Raw genomic sequence first — 14818 nt, 5'->3', positions numbered from 1 at the left:
GTGGTGGGGCTGGGCGGGGGCGTTGAGCGCCATGGATGGCGCGAAACGAGGCCCGCAGGAGCGGCTCTTGCCGTACCCCGCACAGCCCCACCATCCGGCGCCACACCAGCCCATGCAACCAGACCGCCAACCACGAGGGGCTACGCCGCTCGCAGCAACCTGGGCACCTGCAGCACCGCATGCGCCCAGATCGCGCCCCACACCGCTACCCGCACCGGCAGGCTGCGCTGCGGCGCCTCGAAGCGCCGGAAATACCGCCACAGGCCGCGATGCTTGTGCCATTCCACGAAGAACGGCCGCGAGCGGCTGGAGACGCCACGTACGTGCAGCACCTTCAGATCGTTGGCGATGGCCACCACGCCGCCGGCCTCGCGCACGCGACGGCACAGGTCGAGGTCTTCGGCGTGCAGCCGGTAGCCGGCATCCCAACCGCCGATGCGTTCGAACAGCGCGCGCGGCATCAGCATCACCGCACCGGAAATCGCCGGCACGCGCTGCATCGCCACGTCGGGATCACGTGCGATGGCCAGCTTCGACCCGCTCCCGGGCGAGCGCAGCATCGCCAGGAAGTCAGGGTCGCGACGGCGCACCGCATCGTCGGCACGGCCGTTCTCATCGACCTGCTCAACGCCCAGCAGGCAGTCACCCAGCGCCTGCGCGCGCTCGCACAGCAGGGCCAGGGTCTCCGCTTCCACCATCACGTCAGGGTTGATGAAGGCCAGCCACGGGCTGCTGGAATCGCCGACGCCCTGGTTGTTGGCGGCGGCAAAACCGGGATTGTCCGGGTTGGCGATGAAGCGCACGCGCGGATCATGGCTGGCGTGCCGCTGCAGGATGTCGACCGTGTCGTCGACCGACCCGTTGTCCACCACGCGGATCTCGGCAATGCCGCGCGCGTCGCGCAGGCGCTGCAGGCACGCCTCGATGGTGCTGCTGCTCTGGTAGGTGACGACGACGGCGACGATGCTGGGGTTCAAACGGGCGGCTCCTGCGGCGGCGAGGCGACGCCGAACAGATCGCCCTGCGCCTTGGGCATTATCGCCCGCCGGTAGCGAAGCTGCAGGGCGTCGCGTGCGGCACGCAGCGGATCGTGCATCAGGAAATCGGCCAGCCGCGGCGTCCACGCCGGCCAGCGACTGGCCAGCGCTTCCAGGTCACCCGGCGCGTGGCCACCCTCGTCGGCGCGGGCGACGAACGCGGTCTCGCACAGCACGTTGCGCCAGCCCAGCCCGGCCATGCGCAGGCCCAGGTCGATCAGCGCCGCGCTCCAGCCGCCGTAACTGTCGGTATCCAGCCCCCCCGCACGCTGTCGCGCGGTGCCGCGCACCAGCACCGCGTGGGTCACCGCCGAAGGCAGTTCCGGATGGCCGGGCGGCATGCCGGCACAGGCGTGCGAAAGCGCATCAAGGACCTCGGGCAACGGGTTGACCTCACCCATCCGCGGCCATGCAACGGTCTCGCCGGCGTTGCACCACGGCGTGGCCGTGGCGATCGAGGCATCGCGCGCAAAGCAGGCCTGCAGCTGGTCCAGCCAGCCCGGTCCCGGCACGCTGTCCGGCGCCAGCACCGCGACATCCAGCCCCGCGCAGGCGCGCAGCATCTCATCCAGATGGGCCACTTCACCCAACGGCCGCGCACGGCGCGTGTACTCGGCCTGCAGCGGCGTGTGCGCCAGCCAGTGCTCGACGACCGCCTGCGCGCGCGGGCCTGCCTGGGCATCATCCGCCAGCCACACCGACGTACCGGGCGCGGTGCCTGCATCGAGCGCCGCCAGGCACTGGTCCAGCGATGCATCCGCCACGCCCAACGGCAACAACACGATCGCCCCCATCCCGCCTCCGCTGGTGGATGCACGGCGGGCGGTTGCCACGGCCATGTGCGGCCAGCGTAGCAAGCAAGACGGCCGCAATGCGACCGTCTTCGACGTGGCTTACTTCGGGCGCGGCGTGTTGATCGGCTCCATCGCACGGAAGCGGCGACTGTACTCGTCGGTCAGGTTGCGCGATTCCTGGCCGTTGCGGACGATGGTCGGGGTCAACAGCACGATGACTTCCGAGCGCCCGCTGTTGCGCCCCTTGCTGCCGAACAGCGCGCCAACCACCGGTATACGACTGAGGCCGGGGATGCCGCTGCTGCTGTCGGTGCCGGAGTCGGTGGTCAGTCCAGCGAGCATGATCGTGTCGCCGCTCTGCACCGCCGCCTCGGTGGCCAGCTTGCGCGTGGTGATGCGCGGGTTGCAGCCGCCGCTGGCCTGGTCGCAGTTGCTGGCGACCGCCTCGGCGTTGCTCACCTCCTGCACGATATCCAGGAACACCGTGCCGTCACGGGTCACCCGTGGCCGTACCTTCAGGATCACGCCAGTATCGATGTACTGCACCTGGCCGTAGGTCCCACCGCCCACGCCGCTGTTGAACGAGGTGCTGGTGATCGGCACCCGCTCACCCACGTTGAGGGTCGCTTCGGCGTTGTTGCGGACGAAGATGGAGGGCGTCTGTAGCAGCCGGACATCGGACACCTTGTCCAGTGCGCTGACCACCGCGGCGGCATTGCGCCCGAGGAAGGTCCAGCCCAGTCCGTTGCCGCCGGTGACCGCACCGGCGAAGGTCCCCCAGATGTCGCGGCCTGCCGCATTGGGCAGCGTGGCGCCGCCCACCGCGCCGGTATACCCGGCGCCCTGCACGGCGTTCTCGAAATACCAGTTCACGCCATAGCTCAACTCACCGGTCAGCCTGACCTCGGCGACCTGGGCTTCGATATGCACCTGCATCGGCATCACGTCCAGCTTTTCCACCACCTCGCGGATGGAACGCCAGGCCTGCGGCGTGGAGCGCACCAGCAGGGTGTTGGTTTCTTCCACGGCGGACACGCCGACCGTGTCACCGGCGATCTCCAGGGTGACGCTGGCGTTGCCTGACTGGCGCTGCGGCAGGCTCATCGAAGGACCACCCTGGCCGCCGCTGCTGCCGGAGGTACCCGACGCACTGCTGTCCAGTCCGGCATCCTGCCCGCGGCTGTCGCCCCCGTCGATCCGCGAGCTGGTGCCACCCGGCGCCAGCGAAGCCCCGCTGTCGCCGCCACGGCCATTGCCGCTGCTGCCGAAGGCCTCTGCCAGCCGTTCGGCAAGATCGCGCGCTTTGACGTAACGCAGTTCGTAGGAGAACAGCCGCGACGCGCCGCCGGCGGTGTCGATGCGGTCCAGCCACTGCTGGATCTGGTCCAGGTAGCGTACCTGCGGGGTGATCACCAGCACGGCATTGGCGTTTTCCAGCGGCAGGAAGCGCAGCATGCCCGCACTGGGTGTCTCGCTGTCCTTGCCGAAGATCTTCTCCAGGTCGGCGGCGACCTGCTCGGCCTTGCCCGAGCTGATCGGGAACACGCCCACCGACATGCCGGACAGCCAGTCGACGTCGAAGATCTGCACGGTGTGCAGGTAGTTTTCCAGTTCCTGGCGCGTGCCGCCCAGGGTGATGACGTTGCGTCCGCTGTCAACATTCACGATCGCGTTGGGCCGCGCGTAGGGCTCCAGCACTTTCTTCATCTCCGCGGCGGAGATGTACTGCAGCGGTACCACGCGCACTTCGAATCCGCGCGCATTGGCCGCTGGCGCGGTGCTCGGCGCCACCGTACCGGCGAGCGCCTGGTCGGCGGCCACGATGTTGTAGCGGCCCCCGCTGTAGACCATGCGCGCGTTGTTCCAGCCCAGCACCATCTCCAGCAGGTTGAGCGCCTGCGCGCCGGATACCGGCTTGGGCGTGGCCAGCGTCACCGTGCCCTGCACGCCAGGCGCGATGACGTAGTTCTGGCCCAGCAGGTCGCCCAGGATCGCCTTGACCACCGCATGCAGCGACTCGCCTTCGAAGTTGAACGTGGCGTCGCCGCTGCTGGCCTGCGCCAGCGCAGGTGACCGCGCCGCTGCGGCACTGCGGTTGATCATCGTGCCGGTGCCGCGGCGGATCACGGCCTTGGGCGCGCCCTGCTCTTCCGTCTCGAGGGCCTCGGTGGGAGTGCTGATGCCGGTATCGAAACGCGCCTTGCGCTGCACGTCCGGCGTGGGCACCGTCGTGCATCCGACCAGCAGGGCGAGGGCGAAAGAGCAGCTGGGGAAACGCAGGTTCATGCTTTCACTCTAAGGGTTGGCAGCGCCGCCGGGGGGCGGCGTCGACTGGCGTTGCTGTTGTTGCTGGAGTTGCTCACGGCGGGCACGGATGCGTTCGCGGATGGCGCGCATCTGCTCTTCGCTGGGCCCTTGGTTGGCAGGCCCTTCATGGGTGGCTGGCGCGGGTGCGGTGGCTGCGGGAACCACCGCCGGGCTCGCCTGCCCTGCGCGTGCCGCAGCGGGGGCCGGCACGGGGGTGCCCGGCCGTGCCGCGCCGGCGGGCGCTCGCGGATCGCGTAGCTGGGTAGGCGGTTGCCCCCCCTGGCCATCGAAGACCGCCAGTTCCAGCACCTGCGCGCCGTCGGGCCCGAGCACGGTGGCCCGGCGCGGCTCCAGCGCCAGCAGTTGCCAGCCTTCCAGCGCTTCGCCATTCAGGCGCAGGCGCAGCGAACGGTTGTTGTCGCCGGACAACGTGGCCATGCCGAAGTTGCCGCTGAGCAGTACGCCGGTCAAGCGCAGTGCCCCGCCCGGCGTGGCCTGCGGTTGCCCGCCCAGGCGGAACGGATGCGGACGGCGGTCTTCGGCGAACACCGGGCGTTCGACGATGGCGCTGAAGCTGGAAGGCGCCTGCATCGGATCCGCCACGGCAGCGGGAAGCGTCGGCAGCTGCGGCGCGGCCACTTCGCTGGTGTCCTCGCCCCCGGCCCGGGTGCCCACGCCGAGCACCGCCGCCAGCCATGCCGCGGCCGCCAGCAGGGCAAGCCCCAGCAGGATCGCGCCGCGGAGGCTGAAACGCTCACTCTGCATCGGTCTGCTCCCCGTCGGCGGGTTCGCTGGCGGAGGCATCGGCCCGTCCGGCTTCGGTTGCGGGCGCGACCTCGGGAGCCATGGTCATGGCTTGATCGCCGCCCGCGGGGGCGGGTTCCGCGTCGGCCGGAGCGCTGGCAGCAGCCCGTCCCGGCTGCAGGTAACCCATCAGCTCGAACGACACATCCAGCCCGGTGCCGGCTTCTTCGGTGGACTGCTGGAAGCGCTGCGCGAGCATGTTGAGGTTTTCCACGAACAACCGCGGGGTTCCGGTTTCCAGCGCGTGCAGCACGCTGGCGGTCTCGTCCACGCCACAGCGCAGCCGTACCTGCAGGGCGACCCGGGTATAGCTGGCCTCGCTACGGTTGTCCGGCATCGGCGTGCGGTTGCTGACCACGCAGCCGCGGTTGCCGGGGCTGGCCGACAACACGGCGTCCTGCACGCGCGAGGACAGCGCTGCGGCGGCGGCTTCGGCAGTGGCTTCGGGCAGGAATCCGGGGCGTTCGCGCAGCGCCTGCTGTACCTGCTGCAGGCGTGCGCTCACCTGCGGGCGCTGGTCGATCTGGACCTGCACGCGGTGCTGGCGCTCCTGCAGCGCGGCGATGTCCTGGTCGATCGCACGCCATGGCACGGTGAAGAAGGGGTGCACCAGCAACAGGTACACCAGCGCCAGCACGGCCAGCAACAGTGCCAGCGCGAGCCAGCGGTCACGGGGTGTGGTCTGCATCGGCATCGGCCGCTCCCTCGTTCGTCACGGCAGCAGCAGGACGCAGCTCGGCGGTCAGGGTGAAGCGGTCACGTCCGCCGGCCGTTCCATCGGCCTGCAGCACGCCGGTCAGGTTCACCCGCTGCCACAGCGCCGACTCCTGCAGCAGCGGCACCAGCTGGTTGGCCTCGCGGCTCAGCCCGATCAACTGGACCTGCTGGTTTTCCACGCCGATTTTCTCCAGGAAGCTCCCGTCGGGCAGTTTCCTGCTCAGTTCATTCCACACCGCCAGCATCGTGGGCCGCTTCGCGCGCTCGCCGTCCAGGAAGCGCGCGCCATCCACCAACGCCTGCAGCCGTGCGCGTTCATCGGCCACGCCGCGTGCGCTGCGTGCCGTGCGTTCGACTTCCGCACGCAGTTCATCGGCCGCCTGTCCGCGATTGTGGAGCAACTGGTTTCCCGCCAGCAGCAGCATCACCAGCGTGGCCATCGCCAACAACAGTTCCAGCCGCAGCTGGGGATTGCGCGCGTGCCGACGCAGCGGCATCGGCAGCAGGTTCACCTTCAACGGGTTGCCGGACGGGTCGCGTACGTCGATTCCGCTCAACGCATCGGCCCAGCTGCCCACGGCCTGTTGCCACTGCTCCAGGCGCACCCGCGGCAGCACCACCAGTTCAACGTCCAGTTGGCCGGCACCCGCATCGCCCAGCACCCGCACATCATGCGTGACCTGGTCGGCGGTGAACGGGGTCTGCCGGTCGATCTCGAAGCCCATCACATCCAGCAGGCGCCCCGCTGCGGCAGCAGGCACGCGCAACGTACGGCGCAGGACCTGTCCGCCATCAAACAGCCAGTAACGCGGCAGCCGCTGCAGGCGTGGCGGCAGTGCGCCCGCCATGGCAGCGGGCTGGCACGGCCAGGGCAGGCTGGCGACCCGCACGCGCTGGGTGCCGATCTCGCGTTCCAGGTGCAGCTGGTCGCCCTGCTGCAGCAGCAACAGGCGCGCAGGGGCCCAGCCCAATGCCCACTGCCAGCGCTCCGGCAACCAGGCCAGCAGTGAACTGCGCCACCAGTGCAGGAAATGGCCGGCACGCGGCGCGATCTGCGCCGTCACCTGCCGGAATCCTTGCTGCCATGCTGTCATTGCGACGCCATTCCCTGCTCCCATTCAAGCACCGTGTAAGCCCGTCCCATCGCCACGTTCCGGGCGTTGCGCACCACTGCCCGGCTGGTAGCGATGCGCCCCCGGTCGTCCGTGACCCGACAGTCGATACTATAGGTGCCGCTGCCGGTGGCAATAGAGGCCGGACGCGATGGATCGTCGGCGCCGCTCCATTCCTGCTCGCGCTGGGCCAGCACGAGCGCCGCGTCCAGACCCAGCGCGGTCAGCACGGGCCCACGCGCGAAACGCCCGTCCGGGCGCGACTGGCGGCCGTGCAGGGTCAGCATCGGGCGCATCTGCCGGTACAGCGCCGGCGTCACGCCCAGTACCCGCTGCAGCTCGCCCACTGTTTCAAAGCGGGCGTTGCGTGGGCCGTACGGCAGGCCGGCGGCGACATAGTCCGCAAGCTCGGCACCGCCTCCGGCGGGGCTCAGGTCGTCGGCGTCACGCCAGTCGATGATCGCACCGGCCAGCTGCGTGGCCTGCGCCTGTGGCACGTCCAGCGCCCGCAGGAAGCCTTCCAGCAAGGCGGGGTCGGTCAGGTTGAGGTTGATCTTGCCGCCTTCATCCTCGATGCGGATCTCCACCTTCGCGCCATCGAACTGCCAGCGATACGGCCGGCCATCGGGCTGCCACGGTGGGCGCGTGGGATCGGCGCGCAGCCGCGACATCGCATAGGCGACCCCAGCGCGGCCGATTTCCTGCGCACGGCCGGTGTCGTCCTGCACGCGCTGCTGCAGTTGTTCGATGCGTGCGGAAAGGGCGAAGGCGCCGACCAGCGCAGTCAGCAATGCGATCAGCCACAACACCAGCACCAGCGCCGCGCCCCGCTGGACGTCCGATCGCGCCGGCCTCATCGCACTTGCTCCTGGCCACCGTTCTCAAGCGCGACGCGCAGCTCCGGCCACGCTGGCCCGCGCAGCGGCTGCACCTGCACCGATACCAGCACCGGCGGACGCCGCGTGTCGGGCCACGCGTCCACCCAGTCACCCATTGCACCGGTGGCCTCGTCTACACCGCGATAGCGCAGCGTCACCTGGCGCAGGCCATCGGCCAGCAGCTCCGGCGCGCGCGGAGGACGCTCCGGGATCTGCACGCCGTCCTGCACCATCACCAGCCCCAGCTGCAGGCGCACCTGCTGCCCGCTGCGCACGACCTGCAGGTCATGCACGTAGGTCCCACCCCGTCCCAGATAACCCGGCACTTCGGACACGAACCGCAGGCGCTGCGTTTCGCCGATGAAATAAAGCGGTTCGCGCGCCGGGTCGGCCGGCTCGATGCGGCTGCGCAGGGCCTGGCCCAGCTGTCGCCGCAACAGTCCCTGCACGGCGCGAATGCGCTCGTTGTCGGCCGCCATCGCCTCACCACGCTGGCTGATGGTCATCGCCGAACGCACGGTAACGAAGGCCAGCGCCAAGCCGGCCGCCAGCAGTGCGGTGGCCAGCAGCACTTCGATCAGGGTGAAGCCTGCCGCGCGCGGCTTCATCGCGCCGCTTCCAGCGCGGGCGGGAGAAGGCGCAGCGTGCGCCAGCGCAGCTCGCCGGCGCGTGGCTGGCTCCAGCGCACCTGCAGCTCCAGCTCCACCAGGCGCGGGCCGGCAGCGGCTTCGGGCGCCTCAGTGGTCGCCGGCGCGCCGCGTGTTTCCACATACGGACGCACCTGCAGTTGCCACCGGTAGCGCCCCTGCTCCCAGCGCCCCTGCTGCTGGCCTTCCTGCAGCGGCGACTCGATGCCCACGCTGCTGAGCAGGGACTGCGCGTGCAGGACTGCCCGGGTACGCACATCGGCCTGCCCCACCTGCCGCGCGGCACCGGACAAGGTGCCCAGCAGCAGGGTCAGCGCGATGGCCAACAAGGCAAATGCCACCAGCACCTCGAGCAGGGTGAAGCCGCGTGCGCGCGCACGGCGGCGCAGCCGCGGCCTAAAGCAGGACCGCCTCATTGCGCTGCCCCCGGGCCGGAACGCACTTCGCCGGTCAGCCAGCCTACGTCGATGCGCCATCGGGCATCACCGCGCGTGAGCACGATGCGGCCGCCACTGGAGCCTCCATCGGGATGGAACTCGATGGCGCCACGTCCCGCCCCGGACTGCAGTTGCGCGGCCCCTTCGAAGCTCACCTGCAATGACTCGGGCAAAGTGCCGCTGCGTCCGCGCGCGCCCTCCCAGCGGCGCACCCGCGGCTCGATGACGAAGCGCTGCACTGATCCGCGCGCTATCGCTTCGGCGCGCGACAGGCGCAGCTGGCTGGCCAGTTCCTTGCCGGCGTTGCGCAGCTGCGCACCGGCCATGCCGCGCGCGAACATGCCACCGGTGACCAGCCCGACCAGCGCGATCAGCGCGATGACCAGCAGCATCTCCAGCAGCGACATGCCGCCCACGCGTGGGGATCGCGTGCGCCGTGGATACCGGCGCTGGCGGTTCAGCCCGCACATGGACGGTTCGGTCACTGCATTACTGCTCGTAGCGGATGTCCGCATCGAAGCTGCTGCCACCCGGCTTGCCATCCTTGCCCAGGCTGATCAGGTCGTAGTCCTGGCTTTCACCCGGTGCGCGGTAATCCAGCGGACGGCCCCACGGATCGTCCAGGTCCGATGCCTTGGCATACGGCCCCATCCATCCGTTGACGCCGCTGGGGGCAGTCACCAGTTCATCCAGCTTGCCGGGCAGGCGGTTGGTGTCCAGGCGGTAGTTGTCGATCTTGCTGGCCACGGTCTGCACCTGGGCCTTGGCCAGGTTCGCCTTGCCGCGGTCGGCGCCACCCAGCACGCGGCTGGCCACCAGGGTGAGCACCGCGCCGATCAGCACGATGACGATGATGATTTCCAGCAGGCTCATGCCCGACTGGCGGCGTGCGGAGGTAAAAGCTTTGAGGGGACGGTGTCGCATCGTCAGGGGTTCCTTTCCACGGGGAAAACAGGGTCAGCCAATGGCATTGGTCAGGTCGTACATCGGTACCAGCACCGCGATGATCACCAGCCCCACCACCGATGCCAGCACCAGGGTGATCGCCGGCACCATCGCCGACAACATGCGGTCGATGCTGCGCGCGGTTTCCTGCTCGAAGGTGTCGGCGGTCTTCAGCAGCATGGTATCCAGTGCGCCGGATTCTTCGCCTACCTGGATCATCTGCAGCGCCAGCCGCGGGAATCGCTTGCCACGTGCCAGCGCGGCCGAAAGGCCGTTGCCATTCTTGACTTCGTCGGCGGCCAGGTCGATGTCGGCGGCCAGCGCGCGGTTGCCCAGCACGTTGCGCGCGATGCCGAGCGCGGCCAGCAGCGGCACGCCATTGCGCAGCAGGGTGCCCAGGGTGCGGGCCAGCCGCGCGGTCTCCAGCTTGCCGAGCAGTCCGCCGATACCCTTGCGCTGCAGCAGCCAGCCATCCAGCGCCAGCCGGAACGCCGGCTGCCGCGCCTTGCGTTCCCCCAGCCAGGCCAGCAGCGCCGGCACCACGATGAAGAATATCCAGCCATCGCGCACCAGCAGGCCCAGCTGCAGCACCAGCTGGGTGAACCACGGCAGCGTGACATCCAGGCTTTCATACATCTGCGCGAACTGCGGCACCACGTAGCCGAGCAGGAACAACAGCGCCCCGCCGACCACCACCAGCAGGATCGCCGGGTAGATCAGCGCATTGACCACCCTGCCCTGCAGCGCGCGGCTGCGCTCCAGGTAGTCGGCCAGGCGCTGCAGCGTGTCGTGCAGGCTGCCACCAGCTTCACCGGCGCGCACCATGTTGATGTACAGGCGCGAGAACAGTCCGTGCTGGCGTTCCAGCGCGCTGGACAACGATGCACCGCCGCGCACGGTGTCGCGGATCTCGCTGACCACGCGCCGCGAGCGCTCGTCTTCGGGCAGGCTGAGCAGGATGGTCAGGGCACGGTCCAGCGGTTGGCCGGCACCGAGCAGGGTCGACAACTGCTGGGTGAACTGCAGCAGCGCGGCACCCTGGAACGGGCGCTGCTTGAACAGGCCACGGATGCGTCCCACCTCCAGCCCGCCTTCGCTGGCCAGGCGGGTTTCCATCGGCAGGTGGCCCTGCTCCTGCAGCCGGACCACCAGCTCGGCCTGGCTGGCCGCTTCCATCTGGCCATCCACCACCTCACCCTGTGCATCCAGTGCCTTGTATCGGAACACCGGCATGCTCAGCTTTCCTCGGTGGTGCGCAGGACTTCTTCCAGCGTGGTCTGGCCGGCCAGCGCCTTCAGCAGGCCATCTTCGTACATGGTGCGCATGCCGCCACTGCGGGCGATGCGTTCGATCTCGCCCATGCCATCGCGGCGCATCACCGCGCGCCGCAGTTCATCGTTCATGACCAGGAATTCGACGATCGTGGTGCGCCCCAGGTACCCGGTGGGCGCCAGCGCCGATGGCCGCGGACGATACAGATGGATGGTGCCTTCCGGCTGCAGCCGACGCAGGTCGAAGCGTTCGATTTCCTCCGGCGAGGCCGGATACCGTTCGGCATGGGTTGGCTCCAGCCGGCGCACCAGGCGCTGGGCCAGGATGCCGTTGATGGTGGAGGTCAGCAGGTAGTCCTCCACGCCCATGTCGAGCAGGCGGGTGATGCCGCCGGCCGCGTTGTTGGTGTGCAGCGTGGACAGCACGAGGTGGCCGGTGAGCGCGGACTGGATCGCGATGCGCGCGGTTTCCAGGTCGCGCATTTCGCCGATCATGATGATGTCCGGATCCTGGCGCACGATGCTGCGCAGCGCATTGGCGAAGTCCAGCCCGATCTGCGGCCTGGCCTGGATCTGGTTGATGCCTTCGATCTGGTACTCGACCGGATCTTCGACGGTGATGATCTTTACATCGGCGGTATTGAGCTGGCTCAGCGCGGTGTACAGCGTGGTGGTCTTGCCCGAACCGGTGGGGCCGGTGACCAGCAGGATGCCATGCGGCTGCTCCAGCACCTTGCGGAAGGCCGGCAGGAATTCGTCGGTGAAGCCGAGGCGCTGGAAGTCGAACACCACGGTTTCGCGGTCCAGCAGGCGCATCACCACGCTTTCGCCATGCGCGGTCGGCACGGTGCTGACGCGCAGGTCCAGCTCCTTGCCCTGCACGCGCAGCATGATGCGGCCATCCTGCGGCAGGCGACGTTCTGCGATGTTCAGCCGCGCCATGATCTTGATGCGGCTGATCACCGCGGCAGTGAGGTTGGACGGCGGGCTTTCCCCGTCGATCAGCACACCGTCGACGCGGTAGCGTACTTTCAGTCGGGTTTCGAAGGGCTCCACGTGGATGTCCGAGGCGCGCAGTTCCACTGCACGCTGGATCACCAGGTTCACCAGCCGGATCACCGGTGCTTCGGAGGCGAGGTCGCGCAGGTGCTCGATGTCATCCACCGCGGCCCCTTCGCCATCTGCGGTTTCAACGATCGCGCCCATGGCGCTGCGGCCCTGGCCGAACCAGCGCTCGATCTGGTCGTCGATCTCCGAACGCTGGCCCACCCGCGGGTGCACGTCCACGCCCATGGCCAGGCTGATGGCCTGGCAGGGATACGGATCATGCACGTCGGCCTGCCACAGCAGCAGGCCCTGTTCATCCAGCGACACCGGACAGACATGGAACTGTTTGAGGAAGCGCAGCGTGACCGGCAACGCATCGACCAGCGAAGGCGGTGGCGTCTCCGGCATCTGTCGCGCATCCAGCAAGGGCACGCCGAGCACCTCGGCGCTGACCTGGGCCTGGTCGCGTTCGGAAACCAGCCCCAACCGGACCAGCAGCGACAGCAGGCTGCCGCCGGATTCAGCGTGCAGGGTGCGGGCGCGAACCAGATCGGCATCCTTCAACCGCCCGCGCAGGAGCAGCGCGTCGATCAGCGACGTCTCGATGGTGTCCACGTTGACCTGGTCGGCTACTGCGTTCACGAAATGCCTCGCCTGCAATCGTCCTGACTTTAGCAGTTCGCCGTCAGTCACAGCTGTTCAGCGCAGGAAAATCTCGATTGCGTCAAATAAAAAGGCCCACCAGGCGTGCTGGCGGGCCTTCTACGTCAAGACAATGACTTACTGCGTGGCAAGCAGCGAGACGCCGGAGAACGCGGCATCACCGGCCAGCTTCACATAGTACGTGCCAGCCACCGGAGCGGTGATACGCACGGTTTCGGCGTTGCCTGCACGGGTCGACTTGGCGGTGTACACCACGGTCGACGTGCCGGTGTCCGCGCCCACGTGCAGCGACACATTGCCGGTGCCGCCGTAGGTGACGAAGCTGACCGGCTTGCCGGCCGTGGCGACGAAGCTGTACAGCTTCTCGCTGCCGCTGGCGCCGGCGATGCCGGCCACGGCGACCTTGTTGGTCAGCGGAGTGGCGGGCGGTGCGCAGTTTTCGGTGCACGGCTCCTTCAACGCTTCATCCAGGGCCGCCTTGGCATCGACGATGCCGGTACCGATCGGCGTACCGGCCGGGATGGTGACCGGGAACGCACGCGCGGTCTGCTTGAGCAGCGTCTCCATCTCCGCCGGGGTCAGCGGATCGCGGTCCGCGTCGGCCAGCGCGCCCTGGACCAGGGCGGCCACGCCGGCCACATGCGGCGACGCCATGGAAGTGCCGGCCATGCCCATGTAGCTGTAGGCACCGGAGGTCGGGGTGGTGGTGCCGTTGTACCCGGCCTGCCACACGTAGCCGCCGGGGTTGCCGTCGACACCGCCACCGCCGCCCGGACCGGACAGGTCAACGACCGTACCGAAGTTGGAATAGGAGGCGATGCCACCGGTGATGCGGCTTGCGCCCACCGCGATCACGTTGCTGCAGCTGGCCGGGCGGAAGTTGGCCGCGTTGGACGCCGAGTTGCCGGCCGCGACCACGACGAGCGTGCCGCGCGACACCGCGCCGTTGATCGCATCCTGGTACAGCGGATCACAGGCCGAGCCGCCACCCAGGCTCATGTTGATGATGTCGGCCGGGGTCGTATTGGCCGGAACGCCAGCGACGGTGCCACCCGATGCCCAGGTGATCGCATCGGCGATGTCGGACAGGTAGCCACCGCACTTGCCCAGCACGCGCACCGGCAGCACGCTGGCTTTGTGCGCCACGCCGGCCATGCCGAGCGCGTTGTTGGTCGCTTCGGCGATGGTGCCAGCCACGTGCGTGCCGTGCCACGAGCTGTCGTCGGCCAGCGAGCCGTCGTAGCATTCATTGTCGTTCTCGACCCAGTCACCCATGTCCAGCGCACCGGGTACGCGCTCGTCGGTCGGACGACGCGAGGTCTCGGCATCACTGATGAAATCGTAGCCGGGCAGCAGCGCGCCGCTGGCAAAGTCCGGGTGCTGCGGCAGGATGCCGGTGTCCAGCACCGCCACCACCACGCCTTCGCCTGCGCCCACGTCCCACGCAGCCGGTGCATTGATGCCACCGGTGGCGCTGTTCAGATGCCACTGGTACTGCGCGTAGTACGGATCGTTCGGCACCAGGGCCGGCGTTGCGTCAGCCTGGACGACGGCACGCGCGCGCGCCGGCGTGCCGGCATCGACGGCATACATGCGTGCGTCCGGCACGGCGTACTGTACGGCCGGGTCGGCGCGCAGTTCAGCCAGCACCTTGTCCAGGTCGGCACCAGCCAGGCGGGATTTCAGGCGGATCAGGTCGGCGCCCACGCCGAGCCGGCGGGCGACCTGCGGACTGAACGCGGCAGCGCGGGCGCTGGCGGTCCCGCGGTTGCCGGACAACGTGGCACGCGACAGCGCACCATTGACGACCGCCACCTTGGCTGCGCTGCTGCTCGCCGCACTGCTGCCGGCCTTGTACTTGACGATGATGCCGTTCGCCGCCTGCTGCTGCGCAGCGGGGACCTGCTGCGGCGCACTGACCTTCAGGTCGGCGGCCTGGGCCATGCCCGCGCCTGCGGTCAGCGACAGCACGGCGGCGGCGAGTACGTTGATGCGAAGGTTCTGCTTGTTGATCACGTCGAAATCCTCTTCTGGGTCGATGGTGGAACCAAACCTGCGGCCTTACTCCCTGCAACTACCCCTGGCTGGCCTCGCCAGGGTTGCCGTGACCCGCCCCCTCAGGCTTCACTGGCCGGCGGCGACCGGACGGTCACCGCCGT

14 protein-coding genes are annotated in these 14818 nt (G+C 69.0%); all 14 read right to left on the bottom strand.

Annotated features, from left to right (window positions below):
* Positions 1 to 140 precede the first annotated feature (140 nt).
* On the bottom strand, positions 141 to 977 hold the full coding sequence (locus tag ABE522_RS13965) for a glycosyltransferase family 2 protein (protein WP_346592206.1): 837 nt from the start codon (positions 975 to 977) through the stop codon (positions 141 to 143).
* Positions 974 to 1831 carry a glycosyltransferase family 2 protein gene (locus tag ABE522_RS13960; protein WP_346592208.1) on the bottom strand — a complete coding sequence of 286 codons (858 nt, stop codon included), beginning with the start codon at positions 1829 to 1831 and terminating at the stop codon, positions 974 to 976. The genes ABE522_RS13965 and ABE522_RS13960 overlap by 4 nt, the downstream gene beginning before the upstream one ends.
* Positions 1832 to 1930: 99 nt before the next feature.
* Complete coding sequence (gene gspD, locus ABE522_RS13955; RefSeq protein WP_346592205.1) at positions 1931 to 4117, bottom strand: type II secretion system secretin GspD; 2187 nt, start codon at positions 4115 to 4117, stop codon at positions 1931 to 1933.
* A gap of 9 nt (positions 4118 to 4126) precedes the next feature.
* The gene (locus tag ABE522_RS13950; RefSeq protein ID WP_346592204.1) at positions 4127 to 4903 is read right to left on the bottom strand and encodes a hypothetical protein; all 777 of its coding nucleotides are present in this window, start codon (positions 4901 to 4903) and stop codon (positions 4127 to 4129) included.
* On the bottom strand, positions 4893 to 5636 hold the full coding sequence (gspM, locus tag ABE522_RS13945) for a type II secretion system protein GspM (protein WP_346592203.1): 744 nt from the start codon (positions 5634 to 5636) through the stop codon (positions 4893 to 4895). The genes ABE522_RS13950 and gspM overlap by 11 nt, the downstream gene beginning before the upstream one ends.
* Positions 5611 to 6753, bottom strand: coding sequence for a PilN domain-containing protein (locus tag ABE522_RS13940; protein ID WP_346592202.1), 1143 nt, complete (start codon positions 6751 to 6753; stop codon positions 5611 to 5613). The genes gspM and ABE522_RS13940 overlap by 26 nt, the downstream gene beginning before the upstream one ends.
* Entirely contained in the window at positions 6750 to 7628 is an 879-nt protein-coding gene (locus tag ABE522_RS13935) for a type II secretion system minor pseudopilin (RefSeq protein WP_346592201.1), read from the bottom strand. The genes ABE522_RS13940 and ABE522_RS13935 overlap by 4 nt, the downstream gene beginning before the upstream one ends.
* Entirely contained in the window at positions 7625 to 8257 is a 633-nt protein-coding gene (locus ABE522_RS13930) for a prepilin-type N-terminal cleavage/methylation domain-containing protein (RefSeq protein ID WP_346592200.1), read from the bottom strand. Before ABE522_RS13930 ends, ABE522_RS13935 begins: the two co-directional genes overlap by 4 nt.
* The gene (gene xpsI / locus ABE522_RS13925; RefSeq protein WP_346592199.1) at positions 8254 to 8712 is read right to left on the bottom strand and encodes a type II secretion system protein XpsI; all 459 of its coding nucleotides are present in this window, start codon (positions 8710 to 8712) and stop codon (positions 8254 to 8256) included. The genes ABE522_RS13930 and xpsI overlap by 4 nt, the downstream gene beginning before the upstream one ends.
* Positions 8709 to 9203, bottom strand: a complete 495-nt coding sequence (gene xpsH, locus ABE522_RS13920; protein WP_346592207.1) for a type II secretion system protein XpsH — start codon at positions 9201 to 9203, stop codon at positions 8709 to 8711. Before xpsH ends, xpsI begins: the two co-directional genes overlap by 4 nt.
* A gap of 19 nt (positions 9204 to 9222) precedes the next feature.
* The gene (gene gspG, locus ABE522_RS13915; RefSeq protein WP_346592198.1) at positions 9223 to 9657 is read right to left on the bottom strand and encodes a type II secretion system major pseudopilin GspG; all 435 of its coding nucleotides are present in this window, start codon (positions 9655 to 9657) and stop codon (positions 9223 to 9225) included.
* Between the two features lie 33 nt (positions 9658 to 9690).
* Positions 9691 to 10911: a type II secretion system protein XpsF gene (gene xpsF / locus ABE522_RS13910; protein WP_346592197.1), complete on the bottom strand. Its 1221-nt coding sequence runs from the start codon at positions 10909 to 10911 to the stop codon at positions 9691 to 9693.
* Between the two features lie 2 nt (positions 10912 to 10913).
* Positions 10914 to 12638 carry a type II secretion system ATPase GspE gene (gspE, locus tag ABE522_RS13905; RefSeq protein WP_346592196.1) on the bottom strand — a complete coding sequence of 575 codons (1725 nt, stop codon included), beginning with the start codon at positions 12636 to 12638 and terminating at the stop codon, positions 10914 to 10916.
* A gap of 138 nt (positions 12639 to 12776) precedes the next feature.
* Positions 12777 to 14675, bottom strand: coding sequence for a S8 family peptidase (locus ABE522_RS13900; RefSeq protein ID WP_346592195.1), 1899 nt, complete (start codon positions 14673 to 14675; stop codon positions 12777 to 12779).
* Positions 14676 to 14818: the final 143 nt, after the last annotated feature.

This window comes from Stenotrophomonas lacuserhaii, assembly GCF_039674585.1.
Lineage (GTDB): Bacteria > Pseudomonadota > Gammaproteobacteria > Xanthomonadales > Xanthomonadaceae > Stenotrophomonas > Stenotrophomonas pennii_A.
The sequence above is the reverse complement of the archived record's forward strand: the minus strand, read 5'-3'. Positions and strand labels throughout refer to the sequence as shown.